This window comes from Streptomyces cupreus (assembly GCF_014257025.1).
GTDB classification, from domain to species: Bacteria; Actinomycetota; Actinomycetes; order Streptomycetales; family Streptomycetaceae; genus Streptomyces; species Streptomyces cupreus.
Map to the genome: position 1 here is coordinate 14,081 of NZ_JACMSF010000082.1, position 14,253 is coordinate 28,333.

The following is a 14,253-nucleotide window of genomic DNA, read 5'->3' on the forward strand; positions in this document are numbered from 1 at the left end:
CTCCCTGACCGTGCAACACCGGACCGCACGTGCCGGATCCCACCCCTGCGAGTGGTGCCGTCAGTTGAATGTCCCGGCCTCGGCCAGCCGCGTGAGCAACGGTGCGGGCTCCCAACCGTCATCTCCGTGGAACCGCCTGAGTGCGGAGAGGACTTGGGCGGCACCCACCGTGTCGGCGTAGAACATCGGTCCGCCGCGGTACCTCGGGAAGCCGTACCCCGCGATGTAGACGACGTCGATGTCCGATGCGCGCAGGGCGATGCCTTCGTCGAGGATGCGCGCGCCCTCGTCGACGAGGGCGAACACGAGGCGCTGCACGATCTCGTCCTCCTCGAAGGTACGCGGCTCGGTGCCGTGCCGGGTGTGGAAGGAAGCCAGCAGCTCGTCGACGACGGGGCTCGGGAGCGCCTCGCGACTCCCGGGCTTGTAGTCGTACCAGCCGGCACCGACCTTCTGCCCGAACCTGCCCCTCTCGCACAGGGCATCGGCGATCTCGTCCCGGGGCAGGCCGGGGTCTTCCGCGTAGCGCCGCTTGCGGATCGCCCATCCGATATCGTTGCCCGCCAGGTCGGCGGTCCGGAACGGGCCCATGGCGAAGCCGAAGTTCTCCGCGGCGGAATCGATGTCGGCCGGTGTCGCGCCCGCGCGGAGGAGTTCCATCGCCGCGTCCCGGTACTTGGCCAGCATGCGGTTGCCGATGAAGCCGTCGCACACCCCGGCCACCACGCCGGTCTTGCCGATTCGCTGTCCCACCGCCATGGCTGTGACCAGCACGTCGTCCGCGGTCTTGGCCCCGCGCACGATCTCCAGCAGTTTCATGACGTTCGCGGGGCTGAAGAAGTGCATGCCGAGGACATCCCCGGGGCGCCCGGTGACCGCGGCGATCGCATCGATGTCGAGGGTCGAGGTGTTCGACGCCAGAATCGCGCCGGGTTTCGCCACCTCATCGAGCCGGGTGAACACCGAACGCTTGACGTCCATATCCTCGAAGGCCGCCTCGATGATCAGGTCGCTGTCCGACACGTCCGCGTAGTCGAGGGTCGGTGTCAGGAGCGCCATGCGCTGCTCCAGGCCGTCGGGCGTGAGTTTTCCCTTGTCCACCTGGCGTTGGTAGTTGCCGCGCATGATGCCCAGGCCCCGGTCGAGCGCCTCCTGGCTGCTCTCCAAGACAGTGACTGGAATCCCCGCGTCCAGAAAGGTCATCGCGATGCCGCCGCCCATCGTTCCGGCACCGATGACCGCCACCGTGTCCACCCTCCGGGCCGACGTCCCGGCCGGCACATCGGGGACCTTGCGGGCGGCCCGCTCGGCGAAGAAGGCATGGCGCAGGGCGGCCGACTGCTCGCCGTTCATCAACTCCAGGAACGTCTTCCGCTCCTCGGACAGCCCCTCCTCGAACGGTATGGTCGCCGCTTTCTCGACCAGAGCGAGAGCCGCCGCAGGCGCCAGGAATCCTCGGCTGCGCCGGGCCAGGCGTTCCCGCATCGCGCTCACCGCGGCCGCGTCGCCCGGATCCACACTCAGGTCCCGGACCCGCGGGAGCGGCCGTACCGCGGCCATCTCGGCCGCGAGTTCCAGTGCCGCCGCCATCACGTCGCCGTCCACGACCCGGTCGCAGAGCCGTTGTCCCGGGAGGTCTGCGAGCTCCCGCGCCCTGCGCGGTGCACCGCCGCTGATCATGTCCGCCGCCACGGCGGCTCCCACCAGGCGTGGCAGCCGCTGGGTGCCGCCGGCGCCGGGGACCAGTCCCAGGTTCACCTCGGGGAGCCCGATCCTGCTCGTCGACGTCGCGACCCGGTAATGGGCGCCCAGCGCGAGCTCCAGTCCGCCGCCGAAACATGTGCCGTCGATCGCGGCCACGACGGGCTTGTCCGCGGCCTCCAGCGCCGCGATGACGTCGCCGAGCATCGGCTCCGCGGTGGTCTTGGGCGTCCCGAACTCCGTGATGTCGGCCCCGGCGGAGAAGAATCCCTCGCGGCCGGTGAGCACGACGGCATCGACGTCGCCGGAGTCGAGGGCACGGTGCAGACCCTGCACGATGCCCTGCCGTGTCGTGTGCCCGAGCCCGTTGACCGGCGGGTTGTCGAGGCGGAGGATCGCTGTGCGTCCGATGAGGCTGTACTGGGTGGACATGGGTGGCACCACTTCCTTGACGAATCGGTGGTCAACGGTGGTCAGCGCGGGTCGGGGACAGCTGGGGCGGGGGACGACGGGGACATCTCCCTGGCGCCGCCCTCCGTCGACCGGGGCCGGGCGAAGCGCATGAGTCCCTCCTGCGCGACGGCGGCCACCAGACGCCCGCCCGTGTCGAACAGCCTTCCGCGGGTGAGCGCCCGGCCGTGCTCGGCCGAAGGGGAGACCTGGTCGTACAGCAGCCACTCGTCCGCGCGGAAGGGACGCAGGAACCACAGCGAATGGTCCAACGACGCACCCTGTACGGCGGTTGGGGGATGTGGCAGCCGTGCCGATCCCAGCAGCGCCATGTCGCTGAGATAGGTCAGCGCGCAGGCGTGGACGGCACCGTCGTCCGGCAGCGGACGTCCGTACCGGATCCACACCCGCTGGCAGGCCGGCGCCCCCGGGACGTGGCCGGTCTCGTCGCCGGGCACCCATCGCATCTCCCAGTCGCGCCACTCCGCGGGCCGCGGCATGCCCCAGCCGTTGATGCGGTCGGACTCCGGGATGTCGTCAGGTGACGGCACCGCCGGCATGTCCACCTGGTGGGAGAACCCTTCGTCCCCACGATGGAACGACGCCGTCACCGTGAAGATCGCCTCTCCCGCCTGGACCGCGGTCACCCGGCGGGTGCAGAAGCTGCCGCCGTCGCGAATCCGCTCGACCAGATGGTCGGTCGGCTCGTGCGGAAGGCCGGGCCTCAGGAAGTACCCGTGCAGCGAGTGGGCCGAGTACGACCGGTCGAGGGTCCGCGCCGCAGCCATCAGCGACTGGGCGGCGATCTGGCCACCGAACGTCCGCGCCCACTCAGTGGGGATCGGGCCGGACCGGAACCGGTCCGGCCCGATCTCGTCGAGGGCAAGGACCTGTGGCAGGCCGGCCATGCTTCGGCTCCTCTCGCTCGTCATACGACGTCGCCCCGCGCCCGCGCAGTTCGCGTCGCAGGTTCTTGCCGCCAGCGCTCGCGGCAGTAGGCGGGAACAGTGCGGCGAGGTTCACGACACCACCCCGATCAGCCCCGCCGTGATCACCGTCGGCTCGTGTACCTGGGTGTGGTGGAACGTGGTTCAGATACCTGCCGTGTCCGCGACCTCGTGAGCCTTCGCCACCAGTGCGTCGATGCGCTCAGCGGTCGGAGTCCCGGACGCAGCCTTGTTCCGTGGTTCGTCCATCGCGCGGCGCATCACGCCCTCCCCGATGATCGCGATCTTCCACAGTCCCATCGCATGCCAGTAGCCCAGCGCCGTCAGATCGCGTCCCGACGCCGCCGAGTAGGCCGCCACGAGTTCCTCGCGGGCCGGGAAGCCGTCGAGAGCGGTCGCGACGAAGTCGCCCATGGTGTCCTCACCCTTGGCCGGCCAGTAGGCCAGCAGGCTGCCCAGGTCCGCCAACGGATCCCCCAGCGTCGACAGCTCCCAGTCGAGGACCGCGGTCACCTCCCCGCTGTCGTAGCAGGTGATGAGGTTGCGCAGATGGAAGTCGCCGTGCACGAGCGTCAGTTCGCGCTGCTCCGGCACGGCCGCGCCGAGGCGCCGGGTGAGGTCCTCCAGGGCGGGCAGCTCGCGGGTCCTGGACTTCTCCCACTGGGCCGACCACCGCTTGAGCTGACGCTGCGCGTACGGCTTGTGGCCGGCCAGACCGGTCAGCCCGGTCGCCTCGAGATCGACCGCATGGATCTTCGCCAGCGTCCGCGGCAACGACATCCCGATCGCCCGGCGCCGCTCGGGCGTCAACGACCGCGCGATCGACATCCGGTCGACGACCTGGCCGTCCACGAACTCCATGAGCAGCAGCGGGACGTCGGTCACGGCGGGATCATCGGTCAGCCCGAGCACCCGCGGTGTCGGGACGGCGGTGCGCTCCAGGGCGCTGAGAATCCGAGCCTCGCGGGCCACGTCGTGGGCCGACGCCAGCAGGTGACCCAGAGGTGGGCGCCGCAGCACCCATCTGCGGCCGTCCTGATCCTTTACGAGGTACGTCAGATTCGACTGGCCCAGCCCGATCCGCTCGAAGGCCAGGGGCCCGGCGAAGTCGACGCCGAGGGTGGCGAACCAGCGGCTCACGGCCCCGGCGTCGATTCCGACGATGTACGCGTCAGACACCGATTCCGGCTCCTCGTCTGAACGGGAGTGCGTCACCGAGCAGTTGCCCGCCGTCGATCACCATGGTCTCGCCGGTGATCCAGCTCGCGGCGTCCGAGACGAGGAAGGCGACCGCGGAGGCGATGTCGGCGGGCTCCCCGATGCGGCCCAGCGCCATCGAGGCGGACACCGCCTCCTCGTGCTCCTTCCACAGAGCCTCGGCCAGCTTCGTGCGCACCACACCCGGTGCCACCGCGTTGACGCGGACCTTCGGCGAGAGTTCCAGGGCCAGTTGCTTGGTGAGATGGATCAGTGCGGCCTTCGAGGCGTTGTACAGCCCGATGTTCGCCTCGGAGGCCATGCCGCCCACCGACGCGGTGTTGACGACCGCCCCGCCGTGCTCCCCCATCCAGGTCCGCGTGGCCAGACCCGTCCACAGGACGGGCGCCCACAGGTTCACGTCGAAGGTCTTCGCGAACCGGCCGTGGTCCTGGTCGATGACCGGCCCGAAGGCCGGGTTGGTCCCCGCGTTGTTGACGAGGATGTCCAGGCTGCCGAAGCGCTCCAGCGTCAGCTCCACACAGCGCTGGGCCGCCTCTTCGTCGACCGCGTGCGCACCGACGCCGACCGCTGTGCCCTTGACCTGGGCCGCGGCGGCGTCCGCCGCCTCCTGGGAGCGGGAGGTGAGGACGACGTTTCCGCCGGCCTCCGCGATGGCCTGGGCGATCGCCAGCCCGATGCCGCGCGAGGCCCCGGTGACGACGGCGGTGCGACCGGTGAGATCGAGTCCTGCCATGTCAGCTCACCGCCGCCGTCGCCGTCGCCGCGTTGCGGTACTGCCGCAGTTCCTGCCTGGCGATGGCCCGCTTGTGGACCTCGTCGGGACCGTCCGCCAGCCGCAGTGTCCGCAGACCCGCGTACATCATCGCCAGGGGGAAGTCGTCGGTCACTCCCGCTCCCCCGTGCACCTGAATGGCGCGGTCGACGATCTTCAACGCGATGTTGGGGGCGGCCACCTTGATGGCCGCGATCTCGGTGCGTGCTTCCTTGTTCCCGACCGTGTCCATCAGGTACGCGGCCTTGAGCGTGAGCAGGCGGATCATCTCGATGTCGATGCGCGATTCCGCGATCCAGTCCTGGATGTTGGACCGTTCGGCGACCGGACTGCCGAAGGTCACCCGTGACTGTGCACGTCGGCACATCAGTTCCAGCGCCCGCTCGGCCATCCCGATCGCCCGCATGCAGTGGTGGATACGACCGGGCCCGAGCCGGGCCTGGCTGATCGCGAAACCCTCACCCTCGCCCTTGAGCAGGTCCTTGGCCGGCACCCGGACATTCTCGAAGACGATCTCCGCGTGGCCTTCGCGATCCGCGTACCCGAACACCGGGAGGTTGCGGACCACGGTGACCCCGGGGGCGTCGATCGGGACGACCATCATCGACTGCTGGCGATGCGGTGCCGCCGTGGGGTCGGTCTTGCCCATCACGATGAGCACCTTGCAGTTCTTGTGCATCGCGTTCGAGGCGAACCACTTGCGGCCGTTGAGCACGTACTCGTCGCCGTCGCGCTCCATCCGCAACTCGATGTTGGTGGCGTCGGAGCTGGCGACACGCGGCTCGGTCATCGCGAAGGCCGAGGCCATCGTTCCGTCGAGCAGCGGCCCGAGGTACTTCTCCTTGTGCTCGTCGGTACCGAAGAGGGTGAGCACCTCCATGTTGCCGGTGTCGGGCGCGTTGCAGTTGCACGCCTCGGAGGCGATGTGGCTGCGGCCCATGATCTCAGCCAGCGGCGCGTACTCGAGGTTGGTCAGACCTGGGCCCCACTCCGGGTGCGGGTGGAACAGGTTCCACAGTCCGCGCCTGCGCGCCTCCGCCTTGAGGTCCTCGAGGATCGGCGGGTGGAAGTGCGGGTCACCCGAGGCGCGCATCTGCTCGTGGTACACCTCCTCGGCGGGGTAGATGTGCTCATCCATGAACTCGAGCAGATCCGCCTGGTACTTCTTGGCGCGGTCCGACATCTCAAACAGGGACATCCGAACTCCTGACGGGTAGGGAGGGAAAGGTGGGCGGGCGCTTGTCCAGGTGACTGGCCACGCCTTCGACGACATCGGTCCCGCGGAAGGCCTGGAACATGAGGTCTTCCGCCCGGGTCACGGAATCGGCGTAGGTGCCGTCCGCGTCGTTGCTCAGTTGGCTCTTGATGGTGGCCATGGATGCCGGGGAGCAGCGCCTCGCCAGATCAGCGGCGTACGCGACAGCAGCGTCCACCACGCTGCCGGTGGGGACCAGGTGGTCGAGGAGTCCGATGCGGAAGGCCTCCTCGGCATCCACCATGCGGCTCGACAGCAACAGGTCCGCTGCCCGGCTGTGCCCGACCAGCCGGGGCAACAGCCAGGAGATCCCGTACTCGGCGATCAGCCCGCGTTGCGCGAAGGCCGTGGTGAACCGGGCCGAGGGCGAGCCGAAGCGGATGTCGCAGTAGAGCGCCTCCACCATGCCCAGGCCTGCGGCCACCCCGTTGATCGCTCCGATCAGCGGTTTGCGCAGGGCCCGCGGAAGGTCCCGCGGATGGCGCCGTGCCCTGTCCGCCTCGGAGACCTCGCCGACCGCCTGCAGCTGTTGCAGGTCGGCTCCGGAGCAGAATCCGCGTCCCGCGCCGGTGACCACGACGGCGCGTACGTCCGGGTCGTCCTCGGCGGCGTCGAGCAGCGCGAAATAGCGGTCCTCGAGTTCGTCGGTCCAGGCATTCAGCTTGGCGGGCCGGTTGAACGTGAGCACCAGCACCGGCCCCCGGTGTTCGGCGAGGACGAGCTCGCCCGGCACGCCGGTCATGCCTGCGCCAGCAGGGAGCTCTGGTACCGGCGCATTCCGCGCAGCCACCGGTCGTAGTCCGAGCCCTTGTGCCGGTACATCTCCAGCACGTCCTCGTGCGGCAGGATCAGGAAGCGCTCGTCCTCCATCGCGGCCAGGACGGCGTCGGCGACTTCGGCCGGTTCCAGGACGTCACCCGCGGACGTGACGGCCCGCGTCGCCGCTCTGCCCAGCGCGTCCCCGGAGTCCTCCCCGGAGGTCAGCATCCTGGTGTTCACGCCCATCGGGCACACACAGCTGACCCGGACCCCGCGATTGCCATAGGTGACACTCAGCCACTCGGCGAAGGCGACGGCTGCGTGCTTGGTGACGGCGTACGTGGCGGAGCCGACCTGGGTGAGCAGTCCGGCCGCCGAAGCCGTGCTGACGAAGTAGCCCTCACCGCGCTCGAGCCACCGCGGTATCAGCAGCCTTGCCGCTCGGATGTGGGCTCGCAGGTTGACGTCGATCGAGCGGTCCCAGTCCTGCTCGCTCACGTCGAGGCCGAGCGCGCCGCCGATACCCGCGTTCGCGAAGTAGAGATCGACCGGGCCGAAGGCGCTCTCCGCCAGGTCGACCAGCTGCTGGATCTGCTCGGTGTCCGACACGTCCGCGCCGGCGCTGACGGTGCTTCCCGGATGGTCGGCGTTGACTGTCTCCGACACCGCCCGCGCGGCGTCCGCGTCGAGATCTGCGACAACGACCCGGGCGCCCTCGCGAGCGAGCCGCGCGACCAGCGCGCTGCCGATGCCGCCACCCCCACCGGTGACGATGGCGACTCTTTGTGCAACGTTCACGGCAACCCTCTCCGTTGACGGGGCGTGCGATGCGTCCGACCTGTATAATTGAATCCGACGTCAAGTTCAATAGCTGGCTGCACGGAACCATACGAAGAAAGCCGCCCAGCCCCAGGAGGGATGGACGGCTACGAGGCAGGCGGATCAGCGGTGGCCGGGGAACCGTAGGGCGTTCGCCCAGAGCCGGGTGACCGTGGACACGAGCTCCTCGAAGTCCACCGGCGTACTTTCTTCTTGCCCTTCACTGAGCACGAAGGCGTTGTAAGCCATCACGCTGACCATGCCGGACAACGCACGGGAGGCCATCATGGGATCGACCTCACGGTCTGCGACGCCGCGCGCCTGCAGCTCGGCGATGCCGCGGGCGTTACGGCGGATGAACGCGTCCCCGCGCCGCCTGCGGAACTCACGGAACTCCGGCTCCACTTGGGCGACCTGCTCGAGCAGGCCCATCAGCTTCGCGTTCCGTCTGTACGCCTCGAGATACGCGCGATTGCTTGCCTCGAGTACCGCATAGGGATCGTCGGTACCCTGCACCCGGCCCATGCCGGGGTGCATCATGTCCTCCTGCGCCTCCAGCAGGACGGCGGCGAGCACCTCTTCCTTGTTGGCGAAGTAGGTGTAGAAGGATCCCGCCGCGCACTGAGCCTCTTTGGTGATGTCGGTCAGGCGGGTGTCAAGGTAGCCGTCCCGCTCGAACACCTTCCGCGCGGCCTTCACCAAAGCGGCCCGGGTCCGCGCTCCGCGCTGCGTCGTGGGCGGCTCGCGAAGTTGCGAGAAGGGCGCCATGGGCGGCGCCTGCTCGCCGTCGATCTCCTCGTGCGCAGTGGTCTCCATCCCGGGAACTTTACTTGAATCCGACACCACCATCACAAACCCGAAGGGCGGGGGATCAGTGGCGTCGGGCGGCGGTATCGGCGGGCGCCATGTCGCGGGACAGAGCCGTACGGTCGATGGACCGCTTGAGGATCTTCCCGGTCGGACCCTTGGGCAGCGCGTCGACGAACCGGACGATGCGCGGGATCTTGTAGGCGGACAGCCGCTCCCGTGCCCAGCTCGACACCTCGGCGGCACCGAGCTCCGAACCGGGCCGGGCGGCGATGAGCGCGGCGACCTCCTCGCCGTAGTGCTCGTCGGGAACGCCGATCACGGCTGCCTCGACGATGTCCGGATGCTCGTAGAGCACTTCCTCGACCTCACCGGGGTAGACGTTGTAACCGCCGCGGATGATCAGGTCCTTGACACGGTCGACGATGCGCAGGTCGCCGTCCGTGTCGGTTTCGCCCAGGTCGCCGGTGCGGAACCAGCCGTCGGGCGAGATGGCCGCGGCGGTGTCCGCGGGGCGGTTCCAGTAGCCGCGCATCACCGTGGGTCCCTTGATGTGGACCTCGCCGACGGTACCCGGCGCGCACTCCTTGCCGTCGTCGTCACGCACCTGAACCTGCATCCGCGGCACTGCCCTGCCGGTGTACCCGGTCTTGCCGCCGCGGTCGAGGTCGTTGAAGGTGCCGAACGCGGTGGTCTCGGTGAGACCGTACCCTTCGAGGATGGTGCAGCCGAAGCGGGCCTCGAAGGCCCGGGCGATCTCCCCGGGAAGCGACGCGCCGCCTGAGACGGCGACACGGAGCCCGGCGAAGTCCGCTGGATTCGCATCACCGGCCGCGTGCAGCATCGCGTTCCACATGGTCGGTACGCCGGCCATGATCGTGAGCCGGTCGCGGCGCAGCATCTCCAGCATCGACGCCGGGTCGAATCGGGCCAGCAACGACATCGAGCCGCCCACGGTCAAGGTCGCCATCATGACCGATGCCTGGCCGAACACGTGGAACAGCGGGAGTCCGGTGCCGGTACGGTCGGCGCTCGTTGCTCGGCTGCACTCGGCGCCGATCTCCCCGGCGGACAGCAGGTTCCCGACGCTGAGTTGCGCGCCCTTCGGCCGCCCCGTGGTTCCCGAGGTGTAGAGGATGGCCGCGGTCTCGTCGCGGTCCCGGTCGACCACGTCCGCAGGAGGAGCGGTGACCGACGCGCCGGTGGACAGTGTCCAAGAGGGCACCGAGAGGGCCGCGGCCGCCTCCGCGACAGCGGGGCCGAGGGCGTGCCATGCGATCGCCAATGAGCATCCGGCGTCGCCGAGAACGTACTCGACCTCCGGCCGGGTGGACATCGTGTTGACCGGCACCACGACACAACCCGCGGCCTGAATCCCGAGGTAAGCCACCACGAACTCGGGCACCGACGGCGCCGCGAGCAGCACCCGGTCCCCCGGGGACCGGCCCGCGGCGACCAGGGCGCCCGCGAACCGCATGCTCGCGTCCCGCAGCTGAATGTAGGTCCACTGATCCGTGGCGCCGCGCAATGCGATGGCGTCGGGAGTGGTGGCCGCGTGGCGGCACACAGGATCGAAAACGCTGGTCATGGGCGGTGCCTTCCGGGGTGTGAGCAAGTGATGGAGCCCTCGGGCGGTGTGGCCGGGCAACCGATCTCACTGCGCGGTCGGTCGATCGGTCAGGCGGTGATCCCGAAGCGTTCGGCGAGTTGCCGGCGGGTGTCGGCGGCGCTGGTGTGCAGTACGCCCCCGATTCCGATCCGTGCCGCTCCGTCGAGGTTCTGCTGCAGATCGTCGATCATGACTGCCTCCTCGGGGTCGATGCCGAGGCGTTCACAGGCGATCGCATAGATCCGTCGGGAGGGCTTGCGGATTCCGACCTCGGCGGAGATGACGATCGCATCGGCCACAGCGGCGAGGTCGACGCCGTCGTAGGTTCCGGTTCCGAACGAATTGGACACGAGCGCTACGGGATGGCCCGCGGCTCGAAGATCACCGAGCAGCACGAGCATGTCCTGGTCGATCGACATTCCCGCTTGCATCCGGGCCGTGAGCCCCTCGGCCGACACCTCCGCGCCGTGGGCACGGAGACGTTCGGCGAATCCTCGCTCGAAGGCTTCGGCGTCGATGCGGCCGCACTCGTGGTCGGCCAGGAGGACGCGTGATGGCTGGTCCCGGGCGAGGAGGTCCAGCGGCAGCCGCGGGTCGCCGCCGAGCGAGGCGCCGAAGTCGGTGAAAGCCCGCAGCACACTGGAGGTGATGACACCGCCGAAGTCCACCAGAACCGCGGTTCGCGCCCTGTCCGTCACGCTCGACACCTCAGGCAACCTCGAACAGTCCGGCTGCGCCCATTCCGCCGCCGATGCACATCGAGATCACCACATACCGCACACCCCGGCGCTTGCCCTCGATGAGGGCGTGCCCCACGAGCCGGGCGCCCGTCATTCCGTACGGATGACCGACCGAGATGGCGCCGCCGTTGACGTTGAACCGCTCCGGGTCGATGTGCAGTTCGTCCCGGCAGTACAGCGCCTGGGAAGCGAACGCCTCGTTGAGTTCCCACAGGCCGATGTCGTCGATGGTGAGGTTGTGCTGCTTCAGCAGTTTCGGAATGGCGAACACCGGCCCGATGCCCATCTCGTCCGGCCCGCAACCGGCAACGGTCATACCCCGGTAGACGCCCAGCGGCTGCAGTCCGCGGCGCTCGGCCTCCTTCGTCTCCATCAGCACCGACGCCGAAGCCCCGTCCGACAACTGCGAGGAGTTGCCCGCCGTGACGCTGGAATGCGCGGTCACCTGACCGTCCGGCAGCACCGGCGCCAGCCCGGCCAGGCCGTCGAGCGTGGTCGACGCACGGTTGCCCTCGTCCCGGGTCAGGGTCACGGCCTCGTCCCGCACCTCCCCGGACTGCTTGTCCAGGACCTTCTTGACACTGTCGAGCGCGACGATCTCCTGGTCGAACCGGCCGGCATCCTGCGCCGCCGCGGTGCGCTGCTGCGACACCAGCGCGAACTCGTCCTGGCGTTCCCGGCTCACGCCGTAGCGTTCGGCGACGATCTCCGCCGTGTGCAGCATCGGCAGGTAGATGCTCGGCTTGTGCTCGACCAGCCAGGGATCCGTCATGCGGTGGGTGTTCATGTGGTCGTTCTGCACCAGGGAGATCGACTCGACACCGCCGCCGACAGCGACCTGCATGCCGTCGGTGACGATCTGCTTGGCGGCCGTCGCAATGGCCATCAGGCCCGACGAGCACTGCCGGTCGATCGACATCCCGGACACGGTGTCCGGAAGTCCGGCACGAAGAACGGCCTGCCGCGCGACATTGAAGCCCGAGGAGCCCTGCTGCACGGCACAGCCGAAGACCACATCCTCGACCTCGCCTCCCTCGAGCCCGGCGCGCTGCACCGCATGCGAAAGGGCGTGGGCGGCGAGTTCCTGCGCCTGGGTGTCATTGAACGCGCCGCGGTAAGCCTTTCCGATCGGCGTCCGTGCCGTCGAAACGATGACTGCTTCTCTCATGTCGCCTCACTGTTTCCTGTTGGTGCCCGGCCCTCCGGATCCTGGTTATAGTTGAATCCGGCGTCATGTTCAACCAATCGGCGGTCTTGACAGCGCACTCCCCTACCTAAAGGCTACCGACCAGTCGGTTTGAAGGGGTGGGTCGTGACCGAGCTGAGCATCTCCACCGGTGCAGGCGTGTTCGACGCGATCGCGGCGGGTCCGCCCGAGGGCCGCCCGGTGCTGTTGCTGCACGGCTTCCCGCAGACGGGGCTGGTGTGGCAACGGCAGATCGAGGCGTTGGCGGCGCGCGGCTACCGGGTGGTGGCACCCGACCAGCGCGGGTACTCCCCCGGCGCCCGCCCCCAGCGGCCCGAGGACTATCGCATCGGCCTTCTCGTCGACGACGTGGTCGCCATCAGCGAGGAACTGGGCTGGGCAGCGTTCGATCTGGTCGGTCATGACTGGGGAGGCGCGGTGGCCTGGTGGACCGCGCACGCCCACCCCGGCCGCGTCCGCACCCTGACGGTTGTCTCGACACCGCACCCCGGCGCTCTGGCCACCGCCCTGCGCACCGACCAGGACCAGCGCACACGCTCCCACTACATGATCGACTGGCGCGAAACACCCGCGACCGAGGAGCGCATGCTCGCCGACGACGCCAAGGAGCTTCGGGCCGCTTACGCCGGAAAGGTCCCGCAGGACAGTGCCGAGGCCTACGTACGGCAGCTGTCCCAGCCGGGCGCTCTCACCGCGGCGCTGAACTGGTACCGGGCCGGCAGACCCGACGGCGCGATCGGCGTCATCGACGTGCCCACGCTGTACGTCTGGAGCACGGGGGACAGCGCGTTCGGCCCGGCAGCCGCACAGGAGACCGGACGGTGGGTCAGCGGGCCGTACCGGTTCGAGACCCTCCAGGGCGTCAGCCACTGGATCCCCGAGGAAGCGCCCGAAACGCTGAGCCGCCTGCTGCTCGAACACCTGCGAGCGCACGGCGAGTACTGAACCGGCAGCGCATACGCCGTTCAGCGAATGCCCCGTTCAGCGAGTACCCCGTTCGTCGACTCTCCGAAGAGGTGACCCCCATGAAGGCAGCGCGCGCGGCCTGGCGCCGTCTCGAGCCCGTACATGCCATGATCTACTTCGTCCCCGAGGCAAGGCGACGGTACGCGGATCTCGGCCTGAGGGGACGCGCGGGCTACTTCACGTTCCGCAGCGCCGCGTTCGGCCGGGCATCCGCCGAGCTGGTCATCTCGACCTTCTACAACTTCAACCCCGATGCCGTACGGCAGGCGGTCGACGGAGCCTGGGACGCAACGACGCCGCAGCAGGTGCTGGACGCGCGGTACGCCGCCGCGTGCGAAGCCCTGCGACGGGCGGGAATCCACGAGCTGCCCGGCTTGGACGAGGTGCTGGCGCTGACCCGCCGGGCCGCTGAGGCGGCTTGCGAACACGCGCAGGGCCGACCGCTGTTCGCCGCTCATGCCGCACTGCCCTGGCCGGAGGAGCCGGTGCTGCAACTGTGGCATGCCCAGACACTGCTCCGGGAGTTCCGTGGCGACGGCCATGTCGCGTGCCTGCTGAGCGAGGGCGTCGGGGGCTTGGAGGCCCTGATTCTGCATGCCGCAACCGGTGAGGTTCCCGTCGGTTTCCTCAAGGCGAGCCGTGCATGGCCCGAGGAGGAGTGGGTCGGAGCCCAGGAGCGCCTGCGCGAGCGAGGTCTCCTCGACGGCGACTCCCTCAGCCCGGAAGGTGAACTCCTGCGCCGGCACATCGAGGACCGCACCGACCGTCTGGCCCTTCCCTCCTACGCCGCCCTGGGCGACGCCGACTGTGAGCGTCTCGCCGAACTCGCGAGCCCCTTCGGGCGCGCGGTCGTCGACGCCGGCCTTCTCAGTCTGGGCTGACCGGGGCCCTTGTCCCCTTCGCCTCGTGCGATGTTGAAGTGCCTGTGGAAACACCACCACGGCAACGGAGTTCACCGGGGTGCGTGCCACGGCCGAGCGACGGCATGGCACCCCGCAGA

The 14,253-nt window shown here is 69.2% G+C and carries 13 protein-coding genes; 2 read left to right on the plus strand and 11 right to left on the minus strand.

The annotated features are described in order from the left end of the window. Positions 1-60: 60 nt before the first annotated feature. The 11 genes from H4N64_RS39910 to H4N64_RS39960 all read right to left on the minus strand — a co-directional run bounded on the left by H4N64_RS39910 (position 61) and on the right by H4N64_RS39960 (position 12,248). The gene (locus H4N64_RS39910; RefSeq protein WP_186287517.1) at positions 61-2,133 is read right to left on the minus strand and encodes a 3-hydroxyacyl-CoA dehydrogenase NAD-binding domain-containing protein; all 2,073 of its coding nucleotides are present in this window, start codon (positions 2,131-2,133) and stop codon (positions 61-63) included. A 41-nt stretch (positions 2,134-2,174) separates the two neighbouring features. Beyond that, on the minus strand, positions 2,175-3,059 hold the full coding sequence (locus H4N64_RS39915) for an acyl-CoA thioesterase (RefSeq protein WP_186287518.1): 885 nt from the start codon (positions 3,057-3,059) through the stop codon (positions 2,175-2,177). 183 nt (positions 3,060-3,242) lie between these two features. Beyond that, positions 3,243-4,277, minus strand: a complete 1,035-nt coding sequence (locus H4N64_RS39920; RefSeq protein ID WP_186287519.1) for a phosphotransferase — start codon at positions 4,275-4,277, stop codon at positions 3,243-3,245. After that, a complete protein-coding gene (locus tag H4N64_RS39925) occupies positions 4,270-5,052 on the minus strand; it encodes an SDR family oxidoreductase (RefSeq protein ID WP_186287520.1) in 783 nt (260 codons plus the stop codon). The genes H4N64_RS39920 and H4N64_RS39925 overlap by 8 nt, the downstream gene beginning before the upstream one ends. Position 5,053: 1 nt before the next feature. Continuing rightward, positions 5,054-6,289 carry an acyl-CoA dehydrogenase family protein gene (locus H4N64_RS39930; RefSeq protein ID WP_186287521.1) on the minus strand — a complete coding sequence of 412 codons (1,236 nt, stop codon included), beginning with the start codon at positions 6,287-6,289 and terminating at the stop codon, positions 5,054-5,056. Beyond that, on the minus strand, positions 6,276-7,088 hold the full coding sequence (locus H4N64_RS39935) for an enoyl-CoA hydratase-related protein (RefSeq protein ID WP_186287522.1): 813 nt from the start codon (positions 7,086-7,088) through the stop codon (positions 6,276-6,278). The genes H4N64_RS39930 and H4N64_RS39935 overlap by 14 nt, the downstream gene beginning before the upstream one ends. After that, a complete protein-coding gene (locus H4N64_RS39940; protein WP_186287523.1) occupies positions 7,085-7,903 on the minus strand; it encodes an SDR family NAD(P)-dependent oxidoreductase in 819 nt (272 codons plus the stop codon). The genes H4N64_RS39935 and H4N64_RS39940 overlap by 4 nt, the downstream gene beginning before the upstream one ends. A gap of 144 nt (positions 7,904-8,047) precedes the next feature. Next, the gene (locus H4N64_RS39945) at positions 8,048-8,740 is read right to left on the minus strand and encodes a TetR/AcrR family transcriptional regulator (RefSeq protein ID WP_186287524.1); all 693 of its coding nucleotides are present in this window, start codon (positions 8,738-8,740) and stop codon (positions 8,048-8,050) included. A 55-nt stretch (positions 8,741-8,795) separates the two neighbouring features. Further along, positions 8,796-10,319, minus strand: coding sequence for a class I adenylate-forming enzyme family protein (locus H4N64_RS39950; RefSeq protein WP_186287525.1), 1,524 nt, complete (start codon positions 10,317-10,319; stop codon positions 8,796-8,798). 89 nt (positions 10,320-10,408) lie between these two features. Next, positions 10,409-11,038 (minus strand): HAD family hydrolase, encoded by a 630-nt coding sequence (locus tag H4N64_RS39955; RefSeq protein ID WP_336246937.1) that lies wholly within the window; start codon positions 11,036-11,038, stop codon positions 10,409-10,411. Positions 11,039-11,048: 10 nt separating this feature from the next. Further along, positions 11,049-12,248, minus strand: a complete 1,200-nt coding sequence (locus H4N64_RS39960; protein WP_186287527.1) for an acetyl-CoA C-acyltransferase — start codon at positions 12,246-12,248, stop codon at positions 11,049-11,051. A gap of 153 nt (positions 12,249-12,401) precedes the next feature. On the opposite strand from H4N64_RS39960, the gene H4N64_RS39965 reads away from it, so the two are divergent. Further along, a complete protein-coding gene (locus H4N64_RS39965; protein ID WP_186287533.1) occupies positions 12,402-13,232 on the plus strand; it encodes an alpha/beta fold hydrolase in 831 nt (276 codons plus the stop codon). A gap of 80 nt (positions 13,233-13,312) precedes the next feature. After that, on the plus strand, positions 13,313-14,134 hold the full coding sequence (locus tag H4N64_RS39970) for an SCO6745 family protein (protein WP_186287528.1): 822 nt from the start codon (positions 13,313-13,315) through the stop codon (positions 14,132-14,134). Positions 14,135-14,253: the final 119 nt, after the last annotated feature.

Coding starts and splice junctions, on each gene's coding strand:
- H4N64_RS39910 (WP_186287517.1), bottom strand. CDS start 2,133: ATGTCCACCCAGTACAGCCTCATCGGACGCACAGCGATCCTCCGCCTC.
- H4N64_RS39915 (WP_186287518.1), bottom strand. CDS start 3,059: ATGGCCGGCCTGCCACAGGTCCTTGCCCTCGACGAGATCGGGCCGGAC.
- H4N64_RS39925 (WP_186287520.1), bottom strand. CDS start 5,052: ATGGCAGGACTCGATCTCACCGGTCGCACCGCCGTCGTCACCGGGGCC.
- H4N64_RS39930 (WP_186287521.1), bottom strand. CDS start 6,289: ATGTCCCTGTTTGAGATGTCGGACCGCGCCAAGAAGTACCAGGCGGAT.
- H4N64_RS39935 (WP_186287522.1), bottom strand. CDS start 7,088: ATGACCGGCGTGCCGGGCGAGCTCGTCCTCGCCGAACACCGGGGGCCG.
- H4N64_RS39945 (WP_186287524.1), bottom strand. CDS start 8,740: ATGGAGACCACTGCGCACGAGGAGATCGACGGCGAGCAGGCGCCGCCC.
- H4N64_RS39950 (WP_186287525.1), bottom strand. CDS start 10,319: ATGACCAGCGTTTTCGATCCTGTGTGCCGCCACGCGGCCACCACTCCC.
- H4N64_RS39960 (WP_186287527.1), bottom strand. CDS start 12,248: ATGAGAGAAGCAGTCATCGTTTCGACGGCACGGACGCCGATCGGAAAG.
- H4N64_RS39970 (WP_186287528.1), top strand. CDS start 13,313: ATGAAGGCAGCGCGCGCGGCCTGGCGCCGTCTCGAGCCCGTACATGCC.